Origin of the sequence: uncultured Algoriphagus sp. (assembly GCF_963974365.1) — a bacterium.
Taxonomy (GTDB): Bacteria; Bacteroidota; Bacteroidia; order Cytophagales; family Cyclobacteriaceae; genus Algoriphagus.
Genome location: NZ_CAXBBX010000012.1, coordinates 58,423 through 80,594 on the forward strand (window position 1 = coordinate 58,423; position 22,172 = coordinate 80,594).

18 protein-coding genes are annotated in these 22,172 nt (G+C 40.8%); 14 read left to right on the forward strand and 4 right to left on the reverse strand.

From position 1 onward, the window contains the following. The first annotated feature begins 81 nt into the window (after positions 1-81). From pheT to AACZ87_RS16590, 6 genes are all read left to right on the forward strand, one after another. Positions 82-2,493 carry a phenylalanine--tRNA ligase subunit beta gene (gene pheT / locus AACZ87_RS16565; protein ID WP_339868834.1) on the forward strand — a complete coding sequence of 804 codons (2,412 nt, stop codon included), beginning with the start codon at positions 82-84 and terminating at the stop codon, positions 2,491-2,493. 2 nt (positions 2,494-2,495) lie between these two features. Continuing rightward, positions 2,496-2,780 (forward strand): hypothetical protein, encoded by a 285-nt coding sequence (locus AACZ87_RS16570; protein ID WP_283414465.1) that lies wholly within the window; start codon positions 2,496-2,498, stop codon positions 2,778-2,780. A gap of 1 nt (position 2,781) precedes the next feature. After that, positions 2,782-3,066, forward strand: a complete 285-nt coding sequence (locus AACZ87_RS16575; protein ID WP_233754250.1) for a cell division protein ZapA — start codon at positions 2,782-2,784, stop codon at positions 3,064-3,066. A gap of 67 nt (positions 3,067-3,133) precedes the next feature. After that, complete coding sequence (rny, locus tag AACZ87_RS16580) at positions 3,134-4,699, forward strand: ribonuclease Y (RefSeq protein WP_339868836.1); 1,566 nt, start codon at positions 3,134-3,136, stop codon at positions 4,697-4,699. An 85-nt stretch (positions 4,700-4,784) separates the two neighbouring features. After that, positions 4,785-5,534 (forward strand): zinc-dependent peptidase, encoded by a 750-nt coding sequence (locus tag AACZ87_RS16585; RefSeq protein ID WP_339868837.1) that lies wholly within the window; start codon positions 4,785-4,787, stop codon positions 5,532-5,534. A gap of 121 nt (positions 5,535-5,655) precedes the next feature. Beyond that, entirely contained in the window at positions 5,656-6,795 is a 1,140-nt protein-coding gene (locus AACZ87_RS16590; protein ID WP_339868839.1) for a glycoside hydrolase family 43 protein, read from the forward strand. Positions 6,796-6,889: 94 nt separating this feature from the next. On the opposite strand, the gene AACZ87_RS16595 is transcribed toward AACZ87_RS16590, so the two are convergent. From AACZ87_RS16595 to kduI, 4 genes are read right to left on the reverse strand one after another with little or no spacing between them, the layout of a single operon-like run. Next, positions 6,890-8,299, reverse strand: a complete 1,410-nt coding sequence (locus AACZ87_RS16595) for a tagaturonate reductase (protein WP_339868841.1) — start codon at positions 8,297-8,299, stop codon at positions 6,890-6,892. A gap of 27 nt (positions 8,300-8,326) precedes the next feature. After that, positions 8,327-9,358, reverse strand: coding sequence for a LacI family DNA-binding transcriptional regulator (locus AACZ87_RS16600; protein ID WP_339868843.1), 1,032 nt, complete (start codon positions 9,356-9,358; stop codon positions 8,327-8,329). Positions 9,359-9,398: 40 nt separating this feature from the next. Next, positions 9,399-10,184 carry a gluconate 5-dehydrogenase gene (locus tag AACZ87_RS16605; RefSeq protein ID WP_339868845.1) on the reverse strand — a complete coding sequence of 262 codons (786 nt, stop codon included), beginning with the start codon at positions 10,182-10,184 and terminating at the stop codon, positions 9,399-9,401. A 1-nt stretch (position 10,185) separates the two neighbouring features. Beyond that, on the reverse strand, positions 10,186-11,025 hold the full coding sequence (kduI, locus tag AACZ87_RS16610; protein ID WP_339868846.1) for a 5-dehydro-4-deoxy-D-glucuronate isomerase: 840 nt from the start codon (positions 11,023-11,025) through the stop codon (positions 10,186-10,188). 325 nt (positions 11,026-11,350) lie between these two features. Here kduI and AACZ87_RS16615 point away from each other — a divergent pair, with 325 nt between their 5' ends. From AACZ87_RS16615 to AACZ87_RS16650, 8 genes are all read left to right on the forward strand, one after another. Then, the gene (locus AACZ87_RS16615; RefSeq protein WP_339868847.1) at positions 11,351-12,595 is read left to right on the forward strand and encodes a DUF4861 domain-containing protein; all 1,245 of its coding nucleotides are present in this window, start codon (positions 11,351-11,353) and stop codon (positions 12,593-12,595) included. A gap of 41 nt (positions 12,596-12,636) precedes the next feature. Continuing rightward, positions 12,637-13,854, forward strand: a complete 1,218-nt coding sequence (locus AACZ87_RS16620) for a glycoside hydrolase family 88 protein (RefSeq protein ID WP_339868849.1) — start codon at positions 12,637-12,639, stop codon at positions 13,852-13,854. A 2-nt stretch (positions 13,855-13,856) separates the two neighbouring features. Then, complete coding sequence (locus AACZ87_RS16625) at positions 13,857-14,831, forward strand: pectinesterase family protein (protein WP_339868851.1); 975 nt, start codon at positions 13,857-13,859, stop codon at positions 14,829-14,831. Positions 14,832-14,881: 50 nt separating this feature from the next. Further along, entirely contained in the window at positions 14,882-16,477 is a 1,596-nt protein-coding gene (locus AACZ87_RS16630; protein WP_339868945.1) for a glycoside hydrolase 43 family protein, read from the forward strand. Positions 16,478-16,498: 21 nt separating this feature from the next. Next, positions 16,499-18,175, forward strand: a complete 1,677-nt coding sequence (locus AACZ87_RS16635) for a glycoside hydrolase family 28 protein (RefSeq protein ID WP_339868853.1) — start codon at positions 16,499-16,501, stop codon at positions 18,173-18,175. A 1-nt stretch (position 18,176) separates the two neighbouring features. Further along, the gene (locus AACZ87_RS16640; RefSeq protein WP_339868855.1) at positions 18,177-18,935 is read left to right on the forward strand and encodes a rhamnogalacturonan acetylesterase; all 759 of its coding nucleotides are present in this window, start codon (positions 18,177-18,179) and stop codon (positions 18,933-18,935) included. Positions 18,936-19,050: 115 nt separating this feature from the next. Further along, on the forward strand, positions 19,051-19,836 hold the full coding sequence (locus tag AACZ87_RS16645; protein WP_339868857.1) for a rhamnogalacturonan acetylesterase: 786 nt from the start codon (positions 19,051-19,053) through the stop codon (positions 19,834-19,836). A 117-nt stretch (positions 19,837-19,953) separates the two neighbouring features. Further along, on the forward strand, positions 19,954-21,867 hold the full coding sequence (locus AACZ87_RS16650) for a pectinesterase family protein (RefSeq protein ID WP_339868858.1): 1,914 nt from the start codon (positions 19,954-19,956) through the stop codon (positions 21,865-21,867). Positions 21,868-22,172: the final 305 nt, after the last annotated feature.

Genomic DNA, 22,172 nt, shown 5'->3' on the forward strand with positions numbered 1-22,172 from the left:
ATTATTGAATAAAATGGGGTTTTCGAACCCCTTTTGTTTATCACGCAGGTCAATTCTGATTTGCTTTATTTAGTACTACGAATGAAAATCTCGATAAATCGATTAAAAAAATATATCCCTCATACCGAATCTGCAGAGGAAATCGGCGCCTTGCTGACGCAGTCTGGTTTGGAAGTGGAGGGAATAGAAGAATTTGTTTCAGTCAAAGGAGGTCTTGAAGGCATTGTGATTGGAGAGGTGTTGACCTGCGAAAAGCATCCCAATGCTGATAAATTAAGCATTACCACTGTAGACATTGGAACTGGAATTTCACCGATTGTTTGCGGAGCACCAAATGTGGCTAAAGGCCAGAAGGTCTTGGTTGCAACGGTTGGAGCTACACTTTTTCCATCTGAAGGAGATTCATTCCAGATCAAAAAAGCTAAGATCAGAGGCGAGGTTTCTGAAGGGATGATCTGCGCTGAGGATGAGTTAGGCCTAGGGTCTAGCCATGCCGGGATTATGATTTTGGAAACTGACTTGCCAAATGGTACTCCTGCCTCAGAATACATTGAGATTGGTCAGGATCAGGTGTTGGAAATCGGTTTGACGCCGAACCGTGCTGATGCAGCTTCCCATTTAGGAGTTGCGAGAGATTTGAAAGCGCTCTTGGGAAAGGATTTAGTGATCGATGCTGCGCCTGAATTGAACCTAGAGGCTTCTGGTCCTGTGATTGAGGTGGAAGTTGAAAACACGGCTGATTGTCCACGTTACGCCGGAGTGGTGGTTACCGATTTGAAAGTTGGGCCTTCTCCGGCTTGGCTTCAGAATTTTCTGAAGGCATTGGATTTGGAGCCAATCAATAATGTGGTGGATATCACCAATTTTATTTTGCATGATTTGGGTCAGCCTCTTCACGCATTTGATGTAGAGAAAATTTCCGAAGGAAAAATCATCGTTGGCAAGCTTCCGAAGGACACAGAATTTGTGACTTTAGACCAAAAGAAGCGTAAGCTTTCCGGGGAGGAATTGATGATTAAAGATCCAAAAGGCGGTCTTTGCATTGCTGGGGTTTTTGGTGGAGAAGATTCTGGAGTTTCCGACAGCACCACTTCCATTTTCCTGGAATCGGCTTATTTTTCTCCCGATATCGTCAGAAAAGGATCCCAGTTTCATGGCTTGAAGACAGACGCTTCTTTCCGCTTCGAAAGAGGGACTGATCCTAATATGCCAGTTTATGCGCTGAAAATGGCGGTTAAACTGTTGCAGGAAATTGCTGGTGGAAAAGTGAGCTCTGATCTGATTGATATCTATCCAGAGCCGATCGAGGATTTCGTGATCGATGTTAATTACGGTCATATCAATCGTCTGATTGGAAAGAAAATTGAACCTGCTCAGGTGAAATCGATCTTAGAAAGCCTGGAGATCAAAGTGGAAAATGAAACGGCAGAGGGCTTTACTGTCACTGCCAAGCCATATAGAGTGGATGTAACTCGGGAAGCCGATATCATCGAAGAGATTTTAAGAATCTACGGTTTCCACAATGTGGAGCTTTCCGAAAACCTAAGAACGGATTACCTCGCGGAGCATCCCGTGAAGGATCTGAATAAGTTACAGTATCGTCTGACCGAGATTTTAACTGGTCAGGGCTACTACGAGATGATTACCAATAGCTTGACCAAGTCGACTTATGCTGAGAAGTCGGGCTTCCTTGATCCAAAAGACAATGTTGTTATTTACAACAAGCTTAGCGAGGATCTAGATGTGATGCGTCAAAGTTTGCTTTACTCCGGGCTGGAGGTTTTAGCCAGAAATATAAACCGTCGTCAGACCGATTTGAAATACTTTGAGTTTGGAACCGTTTATCATAAGGCTGAGGAAGGATATTCAGAAAGCAGGAGACTTTCTCTTTTCCTAACGGGAAAAAAGACTGCCGAAAGCTGGTTGGAGCCAACCAAGGCATTTGCTTTCGCAGATATTTATTCCACGGTTGAAGCTATTTTGGAAAAGCTGAATGTGCAGGCAGGCGATCTTTCAATGATTGAAACTGCGCCTTATGCCTATGGTTTGAAAATCATGCTTGGTCAGAAGGAATTGGCGACAATTGGCTTACTGGACGATAAGATTTTGAAGCAGGCAGAGGTGAGACAGGAAGTGTGGTTTGCTGATTTGAACTGGGATCTGCTTTGCAAAAAAGCTACAGGTTTGAAGAAGTTTGAGGAGATCTCAAAATTCCCTGAAGTACGCAGAGATCTTTCCTTGGTGATAGACAAAACAGTGAGCTATGATCAGGTCAAAACGGTAGCCACAAAGTTTGGTGGAAAATTATTGAAAAGAATTGGAGTTTTTGATGTGTACCAAGGTGATAAAATTGATGCAGGCAAAAAGGCATATGCATTAAGTTTTCACTTACAGGATCAGGAAAATACGTTAACTGATAAGGTAATTGACAAAACTATGAGTAAATTGATTCAAGCCTTTGAAAAAGAGGTTGGTGCTTTGATAAGAACATAGAAATGATTCAAGAGGAACTGCAAAAATTAGAGAAACTAGCGCTACAGGCGAGTACTAAATTGCTTGAGATCAGTGAGGAGAATCAGCAATTGAAACAAAAATTATCAGAAGTAAGTACGGCTTTGGATAAAAAAGAGCAGGAAATCGAACATTTTAAAAATAAAATTAAAATTAGTAACATTGTAGACAACCAACCGGTGAATCCGGAACAGTCAACTGAAATGAGTGAACTAATCAATAATTATATACAAGAAATCGATCATTTAATCACCTACTTATCTGAGTGATATGGAGACACTTGCCATCAGATTAAAAATAGGGGATAGAGAATATCCTATGCGCGTGAAGATCGAGGACGAGTCCAAAATCCGGCATGCTGGCAAGCTGATTAATGAAAAATTAAGAAAGTATAAAGAGGAGTACGGACTGGACGATAACCAGGATTTGCTGGCGATGGTAGCCTTCGATTGCATGGTGGAATCGTTAGAAACCAACCAAGTGAACACGGAAGATTCAGAGCATATTAAATCCAGTATTTCTCATATTAATGCCTTGTTAGCTAAGGCGTTGTAATTATTTATAACACAAAAATCAGGAGATTTTTCAGATTCCCCAAGGTCTAATTATATCCAAAATACCTATGGGAGACATACTATATATTGTCCTCGCAGCCCTTGTTGGGACTGGTGCAGGAGCCTCTATTGCTGGCGCATTGATAAAAAATAAAAACGCAAAATTAGAAGAAGATACTCGGGAACGCGTGAAATCCATGCTTAGAGAAGCTGAGATCAACGCTGAGTCTATCAAGAAAGACAGAATTCTAGAAGCAAAAGAAAAGTACCTCAAGCTGAAATCTGAGTTTGATGAGGAGATGAATAATAAGAAGAATATTATCATCACCAACGAGAATAAAGTTAAGCAAAGAGAGCAGCAGGTTTCCAAGGAATTGGAGCAGGTGAAGAGAAAAGAAGCAGAATTGGATAGTAAATCTGAGAACTTAAATGCTCAATTACATTCTTTAAAAATCAAAAAAGAGGAACTCGATCGAGTAACGAATCAGCGGATCGCAGACCTTGAAAAAGTTGCTAATCTTACCCGTGAAGAAGCTCGTGATCAATTGGTGACTATGCTTACCGAGGAAGCTAATTCCAGAGCCTCTTCCCAGATCAAAGACATTCTTGACGAGGCAAAACTTACAGCTACCAAGCAGGCGAAGAAGATCGTTTTGGATACCATACAGCGTACAGCAACTGAGCATGCTGTGGAAAACTGCGTGTCTGTATTCAACATCGAAAGTGATGATATCAAAGGTAAAATCATTGGTAGAGAAGGAAGAAACATCCGTGCGCTGGAAGCAGCTACAGGTGTGGAGATTGTTGTTGATGATACGCCAGAAGCAATTATTATTTCCGGTTTTGATCCGGTAAGAAGAGAGGTAGCAAGACTTTCACTTCATAGATTGGTGCAGGATGGACGTATTCACCCAGCGAGAATCGAAGAAGTTGTTGCTAAAACTGAAAAGAATATAGAAGAGGAAATCGTCGAGATTGGCGAAAGAACTTGTATAGATCTTGGCATTCACGGTTTGCATCCTGAGTTGATCAGAATGGTAGGACGTATGAGATACAGATCTTCCTACGGTCAAAACCTATTGCAGCACTCCAGAGAAGTGGCCAAGCTTTGTGCTACCATGGCTGCTGAGATGGGCTTGAATGCCAAGATGGCGAAGCGCGCAGGTTTACTTCACGATATTGGAAAAGTATGGCATGAGGAGCAGGAACTTCCACACGCAGTATTGGGTATGGAGCTTGCGAAGCGATACAAAGAGCATCCTGAGATTTGCAATGCAATCGGAGCTCACCACGATGAAATCGAGATGACATCCATGATCTCACCGATTGTTCAGGCCTCAGATGCGATATCAGGAGCGAGACCAGGCGCAAGACGCGAAGTGATGGATAGTTACATCAAGCGTCTGAAAGACCTTGAGGAGCTTGCTTTGAGCTTTGACGGGGTGAATAAATGCTTTGCTATGCAGGCAGGTCGTGAACTTCGGGTTTTAGTAGATGCAGATAACGTAGATGATTCTACAGCAGGTAAGCTTTCTTTTGATATTTCTCAGAAAATAGAAAAGGAAATGCAATATCCAGGTCAGATCAAGATTACCGTAATCAGAGAAATGAGATCTGTCAATTACGCTAGATAACTTAAGAATTAATTCTTAATTTGAGGGTAGTTACTAATTTAGTAGCTACCCTTTTTATTTTAAGCGTATGATGCCTTTGTATAGGATGAACAGTCTTGCAAGTTTGATAGAGGAACTTCGAATATTGTTCAGTAAGGTTCGATTGACAGAGTTTGAAATTCAGGTTCTGGAACAAAAGTTTCCATATTACGCCAGGCTTTCAGAAAAGCACAAAAAGGAATTCAGGGAAAAGCTTCAAGTGATTCTTACTACCAAATCGTTTATAGGTAGGTCAGAAATACGGGTTGTTACTCCAGAAATGAAAATCCTAATCGGAGCAACCATTGTGATGGTGACTTTTGGCTGGCATGACCTTCGTCTACGTCATTTCGATAAAATACTGATCTATCCAGATACCTATTACAGCACTATTTCCAAGAACTATCATCGTGGAGAGGTAAACCCAAGACATGGAATAATTGCAATGTCCTGGAACTGTTTTCTAAATGGAATGGAAAACGATAAGGATGGAGTTAATCTAGGAATTCATGAGGTAGCCCATGCCCTCAAACTGGAAAATCAGATATACTATAACGATGAATGCGAGTTTTTTAACCCTGAAGTGTACGACGCATTTCAGGAGATAGCTTCAGTAGAAATTAGGAAAATTAAATCAGGAGAGCTAACTGTTTTTAGGACAAATGCCGGCATTGACGATGATGAATTTTTTGCTGTGGTATTAGAGACTTTCTTTGAAAAAACGCATGAGTTTTTTGATTATAATCCAGTGCTTTATGGGACATTGGTGAGATTGATGCGCCAAGATCCTAGGGTTTGGATTAGAGTTGCAAATTGAAATTCATTTGAAATGTTGAAATCCATTTTGATCTTTTTCCCTGCTTTCTTATCTAGAATCAATTCCTTTTTAGCAAAAGAATGTACTTTGGTAGTTTAGAAAACTAAAAAAGTATTGCTACATGAGAAGTTCGCTTAAGTATGTTGGGGTTGTAATGTTGAGTTTGATCGGTTTAGGATCTTGCACGCCCAAGGAAACAAAGCAGGAGGAATCCACAGTTGATTTGGATAAGGAAACATATTCCAATCCATTGGATGTAGCATTTGGAGATCCATATATATTGAATGACGGGGGTGGGAAATACTATATGTACGGAACTGGAGGGGGAGCAAAAGATGGTTTTGCTGCTTATTCATCCGAAAACTTGATTGATTGGAAGTTTGAAGGTCAGGTCTATCAAGGCAACACGGAAGATAGCTGGGCAAGTAAATTCTTCTGGGCTCCGGAAGTCTATAAAATTGAAGAGAAATATTACATGTTTTTTAGTGCCCAATGGAAAGTCAATCCAACGAACGAAGAGGAGAATTTCATGATTGGAGTGGCAGAGTCTGATAGCCCGACTGGACCTTTTACAGAGATGTACGACAAGCCTATTTTTGACCCTGGTTATCCTATTATTGATGCGAATGTCTATTGGGAAAACGGGAAATATTACCTCTATTATTCAAGAGCATGCTACAAGCATCCTGTGGAAAGTGAAGTGGCAGATTGGGCCAAAGAGAAAGGTTGGTATGAGGAGATAGAAGAAAGCTGGGTTTACGGTGTAGAGCTCAAACCTGATTTCTCTGGAGTAATTGGCGAGCCTGTCTTATGCCTTCGCCCACCTGTAAAAATGGATGATGCACAAGCTGAGTGGGAAAGCAGGTCAGTTACCAAGCAGGAAATAAACAGAAGATGGACTGAAGGGTCTGTGATATTCAAGCATGAAGACACTTATTACATGATGTATTCTAGCAACTATTACGCTGGTGAAAATTATGCCGTTGGATATGCAACGTCCAAGAGTCCATTAGGTCCTTTTACTAAAGCGGCAAATAATCCGGTTTTGGAACTCAATACCCACAAAGGAGGCGAGGTGACTGGCACTGGACACAATAACATTGTTTTCATGGATAATGGAGACATGTATTGTGTTTATCATGGTCGTACGAAGGAATCAGGACAAGAGCGGGTGGTGTTTCTGGATAAAATGGAAATCAAACCTGACGGCACTTTAGTTGTCCATGGGCCAACAACTACTCCGCAGGTTATGCCTTTATAAGGATTGCACATTAAGACAAAGGGAAAGCAATAGTTTTGCTTTCCCTATTCTTTTTTTATAGACAGATTTGAATCTGATAATCTTATTTGAGATCCTACTTAGCTTGTAAAAGTTGGTCCACTGATCCAGATACAGCTTCCACCAGTCCATCGTAATTCCTCAGGTCCTCTCCCCAATAATCTCTCTCACTCAATAGTTTCTCAACAGTTTCCTTAGTAGAACCAAGCTCCCAAGCAGCATTGAATTCTGAAATAATCGTTGGGTTGTCGTTTACTGGAGTTTCTACTCCATTATAATTCCCTTTATAGAATACCAATAGCGCGGCAAATGATAAGGTTAATTTCTCTGGCCAAACTTTTTTCAAATCATAATAGGCTAGTAGAGAAGGCAGCACTCGCACCTTGAATTTGGAAATACTATTTAGCGCGATGGACTTTAATTCATGCACAATAAATGGATTGGCGAACCGCTCTAATACATCATTTGCAAATTGTTCCAATTCCTTCTGAGGCATGTCAAGTGTGGGAATGATCTCCTCGTAAATCGCTTTTTTCAAAAAAGCTCCGATTTCCGGGTTTTCCACAGCTTCTCTTACAGTTCTTAGGCCTTTCAGATAGGCATAAGGCACCATAGAAGTATGGCCGCCATTGAGGATTCTTACTTTTTGGGTACGGAAAGGAGCGAGGTTATCCACAAATTTCACATTGAGACCCGCCTTATCCAATGCGAATTCTTTTTTGACTGTGTCAGCCCCTTCTATGGCCCAGAAATGATAAGGCTCCACCATCACAGCCATATTGTCTTTGTAACCGATTTTCTCTTGAATTTCTTCAATCGATCCTTTTGGGAAACCAGGGACAATTCTATCTACCAGCGTATTGCAGAATATATTTTTCCAATCAATCCATTCAGAAAACTCTGCTGGCAACTTCCAGAATGAAATGTATTTCTGAATACATTCCTTTAGTGCCTCTCCGTTTCCTTCGATCAATTCGCATGGGAGGAAAATCAGGCCTTTGGAAGAGTCCCCATTGAAAGTTTTAAAGCGATGGTAAAGCAATGCTGTAAGTTTACCAGGAAAAGTTTTGGAAATGCTGTCTGCTGAATGATCAGTTTGGTCGAAAACAATTCCTGATTCAGTGGTATTTGATACTACAAATCGTAGGTCCGGATTTTCTCCAAGTTTTAGGTATTCCTCATAATCTTCAAACACATTTGTAATTCCTGCTACACAGGTGACAAGCGTGGATTCCTGTACCAATTCTCCCTTTTTTAACCCTTGCTCAATCACATGAAAAAGACAATCCTGGTCTTTCATTGGATTATTTGCAGACTTGCTATGGACTTGTACAATGTGTATATCACCATTAAATACTTCAGCTTGATTTGACTTTTCTACCATCCAATCTGTAAATCCACGAAGGAAATTCCCATTTCCAAATTGAAGAACCTTGACAGGTCTTGGAGAAGTATGAGGTAGAGTAGTTTTAGAGAGAAGTTTCATGTAATGTTGCGTGTATAAAGCGAATTATTACTTCTGTTGGTTTAAGGAAGAATTCCGAATTATCAACTCTGGTTTTAGAATTGTTTTTTTGGAAATAATATTTGTTTGGTCCTTTTGATTTAGAATTTCAAAAAATGTTTCCGCTGTGATATTTCCCATCGGAATACTTTTTTGGTTGACTGTAGTCAATGTTGGTTCGGTGAAGGAGGTAAATGGCTCGTCTCCGAAGCCAACTAATTTTACGTCTTGAGGAAGCTTGTATCCATTCTCTTTCAATACCTGCATAGCTCCCATGATAGAATAATCCGAGGCTGAGAATACTGCGTCAAAAGGGATTTTTGCATCTATGACTTCCTGCATGGATGCCCGACCATCTTCCAGCTGAAGCTTACTAAACCTGATCAATTCCGGGTCAACAGAAATTCCATGTTTGAGCAAAGCATCTTCGTAACCCCTTTTTCGCTCTTTGTAGATGTTGATGTTTTGAGAATTAGAGAAATGTACAATTCGCTTACACCCTTCATTGATCAGGTGCTCAGTTGCCTGAAATGCCCCATAATAATCATCAATCACAACTTGGCTCACATCCAATTCATTTGTAACTCTATCAAATAGAACCAAAGGAATGCCTTTTTTAATGATTTTCTTAAAGTGGTCGACGTTCTCAGTTGTTTTCCCAATTGAAGCTATAATCCCATCTACCTGCACATTGAGTAATGCCTCAATTGTTTGCATTTCCTTTTCGTAGTCATCGTAAGACTGTGAAATAACCACCTTATAATTGACGGAGTTTGCTATTTCCTCAATTCCTCGGATGACTGAAGAGAAGAAATTTCGATTTGCAGTAGGGACTACTACCCCTATGAGTTTACTTCTACCGCTTCTAAGTGCGGAAGCAATATTATTTGGTTGATAATTGAGTTCTCTAGCGGCTTTTAATACTTTTTTCTTCGTTGCATCAGAGATCCTAGGGTTATTATTTAATGCTCTTGAAACTGTAGAGGCAGTTACCTGTAGCTTTTCAGCTATATCGTGAATGGTGGCTTTTCCGTTTTTCATTGCCTATAGGGTGGGTTTACAGTTGCAAAAGCTAAAATAACTATTCTCCGATGGGCTTTCCTATTGTCGCCAAAATACCCCCATCTACATAAATGATCTGACCGTTGATGAAATTACTTGCTGGACTCGCTAGGAAAACTACTGTTCCTCCAAGATCGTCTGGGTCACCCCATCTTCCTGCAGGAGTTCTATTGATAATAAAGTCGTTGAAAGGATGTCCATCTACGCGGATCGGCGCTGTCTGTTCAGTAGCAAAATACCCTGGCCCAATACCGTTAACTTGAATGTTGTATTTAGCCCATTCTGTTGCCAGGTTTCTGGTTAGCATTTTCAAACCACCTTTGGCTGCCGCATATGCACTTACTGTGTTTCGGCCAAGTTCGCTCATCATAGAGCAAATGTTTATGATTTTGCCACTACCATTTTTTACCATAGTCTTGGCAACTCTTTGGGAGACTATGAAAGGTGAGACCAAGTCTATGTCAACGACTTTGCGAAAGTCTTCCGGCGCCATTTCTAGTGCTGGCACCCGCTGAATCATACCAGCATTATTTACCAAAATATCAATATCACCAACTTCCTCCTCGATTTTAGTGATGGCTGCATCCACAGCTTTTGCATCACTTACATCAAATAAATAGGAATGAGCCTTAATGTTTTCGCCAGCATAATCCTTTAGTGCTGCTTCCATCTTAGAAGTCGTATGACCGTTGATGACCAAAGTCGCACCTTGATGTGCTAGGGCTTTTGCCATGGCCATACCAAGGCCGTGAGTAGCTCCCGTTACGAAAGCAATTTTGCCTTTTAGATCAAAATTAGGTTTCATGTTATTTTAATTCAGTTGGTTTGACCATGTCCATGTCTCCATAGTCCATGTTTTCCCCAGCCATTCCCCAGATAAAAGTATAATTGGAAGTTCCAGCACCACTGTGGATAGACCAAACTGGTGAGATGACTGCCTGATGATTTTTCATCCAGATATGCCTGGTCTCATCTGGAGCACCCATGAAGTGAGAAACAACGTTCTCTTCCTTCAAATCAAAGTAAAAGTATGCTTCCATTCTTCGGTCATGAACGTGTGCTGGCATGGTATTCCATACAGAGCCTGGTTTCAACTCAGTCATTCCCATTTGCAATTGGCAGGTGTCAACAACTGAGTTTACTAAAAGCTTATAAATAGTTCTGTGATTTGAGTTTTCCAACGCACCAAGAGTTACGACTTCCGCATCTTGCTGCGTTATTTTTCGGGTTGGATAGGAGCAATGAGCAGGTGTAGAATTGAAATATAATAATGCTTTGCCTTCTGAAGCAGGGTGAAATACTACATTCTGAATCCCTTTACCTATGTAAAGTGCTTCTTTGCGACCAAGACTGATTGATTCTCCATCCACTTCAATAGAGCATTGATCACCTACGTTTATGATACCGATCTCTCGACGTTCCAGAAAGTAGGGTGCTTTTAATTGATCGACAGACTCCAATTTTACCGGGTTGTCTAATGGGTGAATTCCGCCCACAATCAATCGGTCTTCCATGGTATAGATTCCAGTGATTTGATTGGGGACGAAAATTTCCTCAAGTAAAAACTTATCTCGAATTTCTTGGGTAGGGTATTTTTTGAAATCCTCAGGGTGTGAGGAATACCGTGTTTCAATGCTAATACTCATAAGGGTCTATGTAATCGTTTGCGCAATATAGTATTAATTTTGAAAATCAAAGATGAATAATACCAATCGTTTATTGAGTTATGACAAACTAGTATTTTGTAAATGAATTAAAAATAGTCCGTTAATCTATAAAAAGGCGAATAATGCCTACTTAAAATTTTTTATTATTTAATTTATTTATAATATGCAATCGATTGCTCAAATTGTATGGATTATTGAGCTTTTGATTTCATGATATTGAGTTTATTTATTGTGTAATTCATTGATTTTAAGACTGCTAATGATAATACTGCCCAAAATATTAAGTAAGTCAAAACCACTGTTTTTGTATCTAATACCTGGTTTTGTGTTAATTGTTGCATTAAGTTGTGCACAGCATAAGAAAAATGAAAACTTGGAAGATTCGTCTGAATCTGTTCATTTTTCTGTAGAAAACCCATTGTCTATCCATAGAAACAATGAAATGCTCCATATCAGCCTTGAAGAATTAGATGAGAAATTTGATTTGGCGGATGGTGTCAGCTTTCGTGTTTTTTTGGGTGAGGAAGAGATTCCTTCTCAATTCAATAAAAAAGGTTCTGATAAAGGGCTTGTTTTTGTTATCCCTTCTATTGATTCAAATCAAAAACTTGAAATTGAAGTGAAAGCTTCCTTAGAGCTTTCTGATCCAAATTATCCAAAACTTACACAGGCTGAGCTTTCTCATAAGTTTGGTGGAGAGTTCAAAAACCGCGAATACCTCGGAGGCCATTTTGAAAATGTAGATTCCTTGCATGTTCCTGCAGAGCATACGGACCATTCCTGGTTTATTCGCTACGAAGGCCCGGGTTGGGAGTCCGATTTAGTAGGATACCGATTTTACCTGGACTGGAGAAATGGGATAGATGTTTTTGGTAAAAAAGTAAAAACTCCGGTTTTGCAGGATGTAGGTCAGGATGGTTTTGATTCCTATCACGAACCATCAGATTGGGGAATGGATGTCCTGAAAGTTGGTAAGACTTTAGGTCTAGGAAGCATAGCCACCTTTGAAAGTGAAAAGGCTAGAAGAGTGGATGTTACCGATAGTCTTTATGCAGAAATCACCAATAATGGACCGGTTTACTCTTCAGTATTTACAAGATATTCTGGTTGGAATTTGCCTACTGGTAAAACAGATATTCTATCAAATATCTCAATTCATTCGGGTACACGATTGTCTAGAATGGATCTAGAGTCCACTAATACAATTGACAATTTTGCCACTGGCTTGATTAAAGATGCGAAAGCTGAAGTATTAAAAAGCGATTCAAGTCTTTCTTATAGCTATTTAGCTACGTACGGTCCGCAGAGTTTAGTTGAAGATAATTTGGGAATCGCAGTGATTTACCCAACTTCCCAGTTGACACAGGATACAGAAGATGAGCTGTCACATATTTTAGTCTTTGATTCAAGTAGCAAAAAGTTGAGTTATTACTTTTTGGCAGCTTGGGAGCAGGAGCCAGATGGTATCACTTCTCAAGAAGAATTCAAAAAGTACTTAGATGAGGGAATTCTAAAAATTTCTAATCCACTGAAAATTTCTGTAAAGTAATTTTCAGTCCAATGCAATAACAAGTAAACCCAAACTAAGCGATGCTTAAATTATTTAAATACACTTCATTAGCACTCTTTTCAGGAGCTCTTTTGCTAGGCTGCTCCGCAGAGAAATCATCAGAAACTTCAGAGGTAGAAATCACTCCAAAGAAAGATTATTCCATCTGGATGGCTGATTCAGAAATTGCCAGAAATCCAGAAGGATGGACGATTGACTTCAATAAAAAGCCAAAATGGGAATATACCCATGGTTTGATTATGTCATCCATGCAGGCCGTCTGGAAGCAAACTGGCGAGCAGCGTTTTTACGATTACACCAAGAAGTTTGCGGACTTTATGGTAGATAGTGCAGGGAATATCCTGACTTATAAAAAAACTGATTTCAATATTGACCGTGTGAATGGCGGGAAGTTTTTGATCAATCTTTATGAAGAGTCGGGTGAGGAAAAATATAAACTTGCAATAGAAGAACTGAGAGATCAGATGCGCGATCATCCCAGAAATTCAGAAGGTGGTTTTTGGCACAAAAAAGTCTATCCCCACCAGATGTGGTTGGACGGAATTTACATGGGCTCTCCGTTTTTGGCGCAGTATGCAGCAACCTTTGATGAATCGGCACTTTTTGATGATGTTGCCAATCAGATCCTGACCATGGATAAATATGGCTACAGCCAAGAAACGGGTCTTTATCATCATGCTTGGGATGAAAGTAAAGAGCAAAAATGGGCTGATCCGGAAACGGGGCTTTCTACAAATTACTGGGGAAGAAGCATAGGCTGGTTTGCAATGGCAGTGGTAGATGTATTGGATTTTCTTCCTACAGATCATCCAAAAAGGAATGACATCATCGCGATTGCTCAGAAGCTTGCCAAAGGAATACAACGCTATCAAACACCGGAAGGTGTATGGTATCAGGTCGTGGATCAAGGAACACGTGAAGGTAATTACCTGGAATCCTCAGCCTCTGGGATGTTCACCTACTTCCTGCTGAAAGGTGCTGAAAAAGGATACTTGGATCAGGATGATCTTGCTGCTGGTAAAAAAGCCTACGAAGGAATGCTGGCTGAATTTGTCCGTGAAGATGCCGATGGAGGTGTTAGTCTGACAAATGTTTGCGGTGTAGCTGGATTGGGTGGGAATCCTTACCGGGATGGATCATTCGAATATTATGTGGGGGAAGAGATTCGGGTGAACGATCCGAAGGGTGTAGGTCCTTTTATTCTGGCTTCCCTTCAGTATGAAAAGCTGAATAAGTAGTCATGAAAAAGTCTATAATTTATTTATTTATGTTTCTCCTGAGCGGGTTTGTGTCCTCTCAGGAATTTGATTTTGTGGTAGCAAAAGACGGTTCCGGGGATTTTAAAACTGTTCAGGAAGCCTTTGATGCTGTTCCGGATTTTAGAAAAAATGAAACTAAAATCCTTCTGAAGCCGGGTACTTATAAAGAGAAGCTAGTGCTGGCAGCTTCAAAAACCAACATTTCCCTCATCGGGGAAGATGCGGCAAATACGCTTATAACTCACGATGATTTTGCGCAGAAGAAAAACAAGTTCGGCGAAGAAATGGGAACGACTGGATCGACAAGTTTCTATGTGTTTGGAGATGGGTTTTATGCCAAAAATATCACGTTTGAGAATTCATCTGGGCCAGTAGGGCAAGCTGTTGCTGTACGCGTGGATGGAGATAAAGTGGTGTTTGAGAAGTGCAGGTTTCTCGGATTTCAGGATACGCTTTATCCGCATGGAGACCGTAGCCGACAGTATTACAAGGATTGCTACATAGAAGGAACTGTCGATTTTATTTTCGGATGGTCAACGGCAGTTTTTGATAACTGTGAGATTTTTTCCAAAAATGGCGGAGGCTACGTGACGGCAGCATCAACTGAGGAAGCTACTGAATTCGGTTTTGTATTCATCGATTGCAAGCTTACAAGCGATGGTGAAGCTGGCTCAGTTTATCTAGGAAGACCTTGGAGAGACTTTGCCCAAACTGTATTCATCAACACGGAAATGGGAGCTCACATCAAGGCGGAAGGCTGGCACAATTGGAACAAGCCGAATGCTGAGGAGACCGCGTTCTACGCTGAATTCGGTTCCAAAGGAGCTGGTGCAAATGCGTCACAGAGAGTTTCTTGGTCGCATCAATTGACTGAAGAAGAAGCTTTAAAATATTCTGTCAAGGCTGTGTTAGCAGGAGTTGACGACTGGGATCCAACTGAAAGGATTAAAAATTAGTAACATTGAAACACCCAAAAGTGAATAAGTTAGTTTATAGTTTTTGTGTTTTGCTTGCTGCTATAAGTTCAGTTTTTGCGCAGCAAAAAGAAGTGTCCAAAGTGTGGGTAGCCGATCAAGGTGACGGAACCTATATCAATCCGATTTTGCATGCTGATTATTCAGATCCTGATGTAGTTCGGGTAGGGGAAAATTTCTACATGACCGCCTCTTCTTTCAATGCTGTTCCAGCTTTGCCAATCTTGCATTCCAAGGATTTGGTCAATTGGGAATTGGTGAATTATGCCTTGAAAAGACAAGTTCCAGTTGATCACTTTTCAAAGCCTCAGCATGGAAATGGAGTTTGGGCGCCTGCGATTCGCTACCACGAAGGGGAGTATTTCATCTATTGGGGAGATCCGGATTTTGGGATTTATATGGTGAAAACCAAGGATCCGCTGGCAAAATGGGATGAACCTGTGCTTGTAGAAGCTGGCAAAGGACTGATAGATCCATGTCCACTTTGGGATGAGGATGGCAAGGCTTATTTGTCACATGCATTTGCTGGTAGCCGAGCTGGTATCAAAAGTTTGTTGGTTGTGAAACCGATGAATTGGGAAGGAACCAAAACTACTGGTGCCGGAAAAATGGTTTTTGATGGGCATGATGCCCACCCAACTGTGGAGGGAACGAAGTTCTACAAGCGAAATGGTTACTACTATATTTTTGCTCCTGCAGGAGGAGTTTCCACCGGTTGGCAGTTGATTTTGAGATCAAAAAATCCCTATGGACCTTATGAAGAGCATATTTCTTTGGCACAAGGAAATACTCCGATCAATGGTCCACATCAAGGTGCCTGGATAGATACTGAATCAGGAGAAGATTGGTTTGTACATTTTCAGGATGTGGAGGCTTATGGTAGGATTACCCATTTGCAGCCGATGAAATGGAACAATGACTGGCCAACCATGGGAGAGGATCCGGATGGAGATGGAACTGGGCAACCGGTTTTGAAGTATAAAAAGCCAAGTGTTTCAGCTAAATCAACGATTTCTACTCCTGCTGATTCAGATGAATTTGACGGGAATGATATCGGGCTGCAATGGCAATGGCAAGCTAATCCTGTGGCAACTTGGGCTTTTGCCAATCCAGCTGAAAGCAGATTGAGGTTGTTTACAGTTCAACTTCCAGAGGATGCCAAAAATCTTTGGGATGCTCCTAATTTACTGCTTCAGAAATTCCCTGCGGAGGAATTCACTACGACAACATCTCTTGAGTTTTATCCAAATCCTAAACTGCAAAATGAGCAAGTTGGCTTGATCGTCATGGGGATGAGCTATGCCTACTTGGCTTTGGAAAGTACCGAGGATGGGATTTCGCTCAATTATGTGACCTGTCTAGATGCAGAACATGGTAAGCCGGAGGTGAAAAAGGAGATAGCCAAATTGGATAAAAACTCCATTCAGCTTCGGGTGAAGGTAAGCAAAGGGGGAGTCTGTACCTTCTCATATTCTGAAGACGGAGAGAAGTTTGAAGAGATAAATGAAAGTTTTACAGCAATTCCAGGTAAATGGATAGGAGCCAAAGTTGGGCTTTTTGCCATAAGAAATACCAAAACCAATGACAGCGGATTTGCAGATGTGGATTGGTTTAGATTTAAAAAATAAGACACAATGAATACCCAAAATATGAAAACCAGATCAATAAGTTTAGCGGTTTTAATTGCTCTTTTTACGAGTATGATGCCGATGTATGCGCAGCAAACCTTGGAAACCATCTATGATGGAGTGGAGTTTGATATGCCAAAAGTCAAGGAGGCCAGCTTTCCGGATTTTGAAAAAAGTATTAAAGAATATGGTGCTATTGGCGATGGGCTGACCAAAAATTCCGAGGCTTTCAAATCCGCCATCGAAGCCGTAAATAAAGCCGGTGGAGGTAAAGTGGTAGTGCCAAGAGGTGTTTGGTACACTGGCCCAATTACACTTCTCAGCAATGTGAATCTTCATCTGGAAGATGGGGCTCTGGTAATTTTCAGCAAGGATAAAGACGATTATCCTTTGGTGGAGACAAGTTTTGAGGGGTTAAATACAGTTCGTTGCCTTTCTCCGATCAATGCTTATCAGGTGGAGAATATCGCTATCACCGGGAATGGAACGATCGATGGAAGTGGTGAAATATGGAGAGCAGTGAAGAAAGGGAAAATGACGGATTCTCAGTGGAACAACTTGGTCAAAAGTGGGGGAATAGTAGAAGGATCGAATTGGTTTCCTTCGGAATCTTACCTAATGGGGCATAATGCAAGTTCCAGTTTTAATGTACCGGATATCACCGATCGCAATGAATTGCAAAAGATGAAAGATTTCCTTCGGCCAGTGATGGTAAGCATCCGGGAAAGCAAGGTGGTTTTATTGGACGGACCTACATTCCAAAATTCCCCTGCATGGAATATCCATCCGCTGATGAGTGAAGATGTGATTATCCGAAATCTAAATGTGCGAAACCCTTGGTTTTCGCAGAACGGGGATGGTCTGGATTTGGAATCCTGCAAGAATGCCTTGATCTACAATAATACCTTCGATGTGGGAGACGATGCGATCTGTATCAAATCAGGAAAAGACAAAGACGGAAGAGAGAGAGCCATTCCTACAGAAAATGTGGTGATTAAAAACAACATTGTTTATCATGGCCACGGTGGAGTGACTGTGGGGAGTGAAATGTCCAGTGGAGTGAGAAATATCCATGTTTCGGCCTGTACATTTATTGGAACAGACATTGGCTTACGATTTAAAAGTACCCGTGGAAGAGGTGGAATAGTAGAAAATATCTGGATTTCGGATATCGATATGGTCGGAATTCCTACTGAGGCGATTGGTTTTAATATGTTTTACACAGGAAATAGTCCTGTGATCGAGGAAGATCAAAGTGCTGATGACGAGGCGAGACAAGAAAACCTGGAGCCAGTAACAGAAGAAACTCCGGTTTTCAGAAATATCAGCATGAAAAATATCACGGTGACAGATTCAGAAGTAGCTGCCTTTTTTATGGGATTGCCTGAAATGAAACTGGAAAATGTAAGCTTAGAAAATGCTGTTTTGCAGGCGAAAAAAGGCATCACTGCGATCGATGCAGCCGGTTTGGAGCTTATCAATGTAAAAGTGCTTGGCACTGATGAAGTTCCATTGACGATATACAATAGCCAAGGAGTGAAGGTGAGTGGATTTACATTTGAGGAGAATGGAAAAGCTGCGGTTCGCGTACTTGGAAACTCTGATAATGTTGAGTTTGATAAGGCAGATTTTAAAAGTGCAGAAGATCAGATTACCACAGGAAATGGTGTTTCAAAGGAAGCGATAAAACTAAAATAAGATGAAGGCTATTGTAATTCTATTTACAACATTCACCCTGTTTTATGCGGCGATTTTTGGTAATGATAAAGTAGAAGAAGAAATCACCTTTTTCCTGGTCGGAGACTCCACCATGGCGGATAAGCCATATGCTGGAAGTAACCCTGAAAAAGGTTGGGGGCAGGTTTTTCCGCTTTATTTCAAAGAAGGAATCCGCTTTGAGAATCATGCGATGAATGGCAGAAGCACGAAGAGTTTCCGTGCCGAAGGTCGTTGGGATGTGGTGATGGAAAGAATAAAACCGGGAGATTATGTCATTGTTGAGTTTGGTCATAATGATCAGAAAATCAATTCTGAAGATCGCTATGCTTTTGCAGATTCGACATATCGGGATAATCTGATTAGATATGTCAGTGAGATTCGTGAAAAAGGAGGAAAACCAGTTTTGGCAACTCCGATTTCGAGGAGAAGCTTTGATGAAAATGGAGTGCTTACCGATACACATGGCAGGTATTCTGAAGTGGTTAGAGAAGTCGCTTCAGAAATGGACGTTCCACTTTTTGATTTACACAAGAAGACTATTGAGGTTCTAGAGCAGTTTGGAGTGGAAAAATCCAAGGAATTATTTCTTCATTACCGTCCTGGGGATTATTCCCAATTTCCCGAAGGGAGAGAAGATAATACGCATCTCTCGCCAACGGGGGCTTTCAAGGTAAGTGACTTGGCTATAGAAGAGTTGCGACGTGAGTTGCCCGAGTTAGTGAAGTTTCTGAAAGATTAGAATTAGTCCTCGGAACATAGACAACTGTCAAATTAGGATTGGTTTAGAAATGAATTACACCAAAGATAAGGAGCACATTCCCATATCGACTATGGACTGACAAAACAATAAACTCATGAAAAAATGCCTTCCCATACTTCTAGTTTTGCTTGTTATCTCCGCTTTTTCCCAAAAAGAGAAGATTAAAAAAATCTATCTCATCGGAGATTCTACCATGGCGGATTATTCCCTTTATGAAGGGGAAGATTATCAGAAAGATCGTTATCCTTTGATGGGTTGGGGGCAAGTTTTTCAGCCTTTTATGACCAAAGAAAATTTGAAATCATTAAAGGGCGTGGTAGATGCCGATTCAGTAATAGTGGATGATAGAGCTCGAGGAGGGAGAAGTACCCGAACATTCTTTGAAGAGGGAAGATGGTCAGCCGTTTATAAGGAATTAAATCCTGGCGATTTGGTGATCATGCAGTTTGGGCATAATGATGCGGCGAAAGAGAAAACTGAGCGCTATGTCACCGTGGAGGGCTACAAGGAATATATCCGGCTTTTTGTCAATCAGACTCGAGAGAAAGGTGCTACTCCAATCGTGTTAACTCCTGTGGCAAGAAATTATCCCTGGAAAGACGGGAATCTGGAAAATGTACATGGAGAGTATGACGCTGCTGCTAAGGAAGTGGCTGAGGAGTTGGGAGCTTTAATGATTGATTTGAACCAGCTATCGATGGATTTTTTCTCTGAAAAAGGGCAGGAATATGTGACAGAAAATTATTTCATGAATTTCGGCCCAGGTTTATACAAAGCTTATCCAGATGGACAAAAAGACAATACACATTTTCAACCTGCAGGTGCTAAGGCGGTTGCAGAATTGGTGCTGGATGGAATGAAGGAACTGGCAATAAAGTAAGGAGAATCTAGAATTGAGAGTCAAGAATCTAGAGATAAGTATTAGGTGTCTAGTTGTTAGAATCAAGTATCAAGACAATAGAATCAAGAACAAAGAGCCTAGATTAAATCAGATATTATGAAAGAAGTGATGAAGAGCTTTATGAAATCAGCATTTTTTTATCTGGTGTTTTTGCTCTTGATAATCAGTAATTCTTATTCTCAGGTGCCTTCACAAGATATTCAACCACTTGATTCAGAAAAACTGAAGGGCAAAATAGAGCATGACATCGTCGTGGCTCAGGATGGTTCCGGACATTTCAAAACAATTGGAGAAGCTCTCGAAGCTATTCGGGTTTATCTTCCCAAGCCACTGACGGTCTATATTAAACCTGGGATTTATAAGGAGAAGCTAGTCATTCTAGGTCCGGTGACGAATGTGACTTTTGTAGGGGATAGCCCCGAAAACACCATTATCACTTATGATGATTATGCCTCAAAAGACAATATGGGGACTTTTGAAACCTACACACTCAAGGTTCTTGGTAACTCACTGACTTTTAAAAACCTCACCATTCAAAATACAGCCGGAAATGTGGGGCAGGCTGTTGCCCTCCATGCTGAGGGGGATCGATTGGTTTTTGAAAATTGCCGTTTTTTAGGAAATCAAGATACCATGTTTGCCTCAGGTGAAAACTCCAGACAGCTCTATAAGAATTGCTACATCGAGGGTACTACTGATTTTATATTTGGATCTGCTACAGTACTTTTTAAAAATTGTGAGATTCACTCCAAATCAGATTCCTACATCACTGCTGTTTCTACACCTGAATGGGTTGAATATGGCTATGTGTTTAAAAACTGCAAACTCACAGCTGCTGAAGGTGTGACCAAAGTATACCTAGGAAGACCTTGGAGGGATTTTGCCAAAACGGTTTTCATCAACACAGAAATGGGTAAACATATTTTACCTGAAGGCTGGCATAATTGGGGTCGGCAGAAAGCTGAGCAAACTGTTTTCTATGCAGAATATGGAAGTGTTGGAGTAGGTGCTGATCCGGCTTCACGGGTGGATTGGTCGCATCAATTAAATAAAGAAAAGCTCAAAAAGTACAGCAATGATTTGATTTTCTCAGGGAAAACCAAGGATGCAGATCACTTTGGGAATCGCTGGTTTGGGTATGAAAAAGATACCTCTTTTAATCTGCATGATGCCTGGAAAAAGGATGTGAAGAATTTTCCTCAGATCAAACCTATTGAAATCCAGCCCAGTGAACTAGTAGCTGGAAGCAAAGGGCATATCTATAAAAAACTTGGAAATCGGGAGCTGAAATTGGATGTGTTTTCACCTTTGAACGCGGAGTCTTTACGGCCTGGAATAGTCATGGTTCATGGTGGAGGTTGGAAGTCAGGTGATAAGGAGCTCCAGATTCCGATGGCAATAGCTTTGGCAGAAAAAGGCTATGTGACTGCAGTTGTAGAATACAGACTTTCGCCTGAAGCGCAATATCCGGCTGCGATTCATGATGTGAAGGAAGCGATTCGCTGGCTGAAAGTGCATGCCAACGAATTTGGAATTGATACCAGTCAAATGGCTATTTCCGGGAGTTCTGCGGGAGGTCAAATCGCAGCTTTGGTGGGGATGACGAATACATCAGAATATGAAGGCGCGACTGAGTTGTCTGCTTCTTCAGAAGTTCAGGCGATTGTAGATATGGACGGAGTATTGGCCTTTCATCATCCTGAGTCGGCAGAGGGCCAGGTAGCATCAGAATGGTTTGGAGGAACGTACGAGCAAAAGCCTGAAATTTGGGATGCTGCTTCACCCTTGTATTTAAAATCTCCTGTTTATAAACCTATACTTTTTATCAATTCCCAATACCCGAGATTTCATGCGGGTAGGGATGAGTTAATTCAAAAACTTGATGCAGCAGGGATCTATTCAGGAGTCCACACTTTACCCGAAACACCGCATCCATTTTGGCTGTATGAGCCATGGTTTAATTATACAGTAAAAATCATGGATGAATTTTTTGAGAGAATTTTAAATTAATTCCTCAAGGTATTAGATTATTTGATTTATGTAAGCGTAAACGATTGCACGATTTTAGGTGAAAGCTAAAGAGAAAATACGTCTAAGTATCCTTCCTCAAATTATTATTTTGCAAGAAATAGCCTTCTGAAGCAATTATTTTGAATTCCTGAAAATTTTTATGAAAATCTTGCGACAGTAAATATTAATATGTATAATGCAATCGATTGCGCAATAAGTTTCTAAAATTGGCACTCAATAATAGCTGTATTAATTATTTAACTACTTAAATTTTAAAATATCATGAAACTATCTCTGGTCAAATC

Bases quoted from the DNA above. Each gene is read 5' to 3' on its own strand.
- pheT (WP_339868834.1), top strand. From the start codon at position 82: ATGAAAATCTCGATAAATCGATTAAAAAAATATATCCCTCATACCGAA.
- AACZ87_RS16570 (WP_283414465.1), top strand. From the start codon at position 2,496: ATGATTCAAGAGGAACTGCAAAAATTAGAGAAACTAGCGCTACAGGCG.
- AACZ87_RS16575 (WP_233754250.1), top strand. From the start codon at position 2,782: ATGGAGACACTTGCCATCAGATTAAAAATAGGGGATAGAGAATATCCT.
- rny (WP_339868836.1), top strand. From the start codon at position 3,134: ATGGGAGACATACTATATATTGTCCTCGCAGCCCTTGTTGGGACTGGT.
- AACZ87_RS16585 (WP_339868837.1), top strand. From the start codon at position 4,785: ATGAACAGTCTTGCAAGTTTGATAGAGGAACTTCGAATATTGTTCAGT.
- AACZ87_RS16590 (WP_339868839.1), top strand. From the start codon at position 5,656: ATGAGAAGTTCGCTTAAGTATGTTGGGGTTGTAATGTTGAGTTTGATC.
- AACZ87_RS16595 (WP_339868841.1), bottom strand. From the start codon at position 8,299: ATGAAACTTCTCTCTAAAACTACTCTACCTCATACTTCTCCAAGACCT.
- AACZ87_RS16600 (WP_339868843.1), bottom strand. From the start codon at position 9,358: ATGAAAAACGGAAAAGCCACCATTCACGATATAGCTGAAAAGCTACAG.
- AACZ87_RS16605 (WP_339868845.1), bottom strand. From the start codon at position 10,184: ATGAAACCTAATTTTGATCTAAAAGGCAAAATTGCTTTCGTAACGGGA.
- kduI (WP_339868846.1), bottom strand. From the start codon at position 11,025: ATGAGTATTAGCATTGAAACACGGTATTCCTCACACCCTGAGGATTTC.
- AACZ87_RS16620 (WP_339868849.1), top strand. From the start codon at position 12,637: ATGCTTAAATTATTTAAATACACTTCATTAGCACTCTTTTCAGGAGCT.
- AACZ87_RS16625 (WP_339868851.1), top strand. From the start codon at position 13,857: ATGAAAAAGTCTATAATTTATTTATTTATGTTTCTCCTGAGCGGGTTT.
- AACZ87_RS16635 (WP_339868853.1), top strand. From the start codon at position 16,499: ATGAAAACCAGATCAATAAGTTTAGCGGTTTTAATTGCTCTTTTTACG.
- AACZ87_RS16640 (WP_339868855.1), top strand. From the start codon at position 18,177: ATGAAGGCTATTGTAATTCTATTTACAACATTCACCCTGTTTTATGCG.
- AACZ87_RS16645 (WP_339868857.1), top strand. From the start codon at position 19,051: ATGAAAAAATGCCTTCCCATACTTCTAGTTTTGCTTGTTATCTCCGCT.
- AACZ87_RS16650 (WP_339868858.1), top strand. From the start codon at position 19,954: ATGAAAGAAGTGATGAAGAGCTTTATGAAATCAGCATTTTTTTATCTG.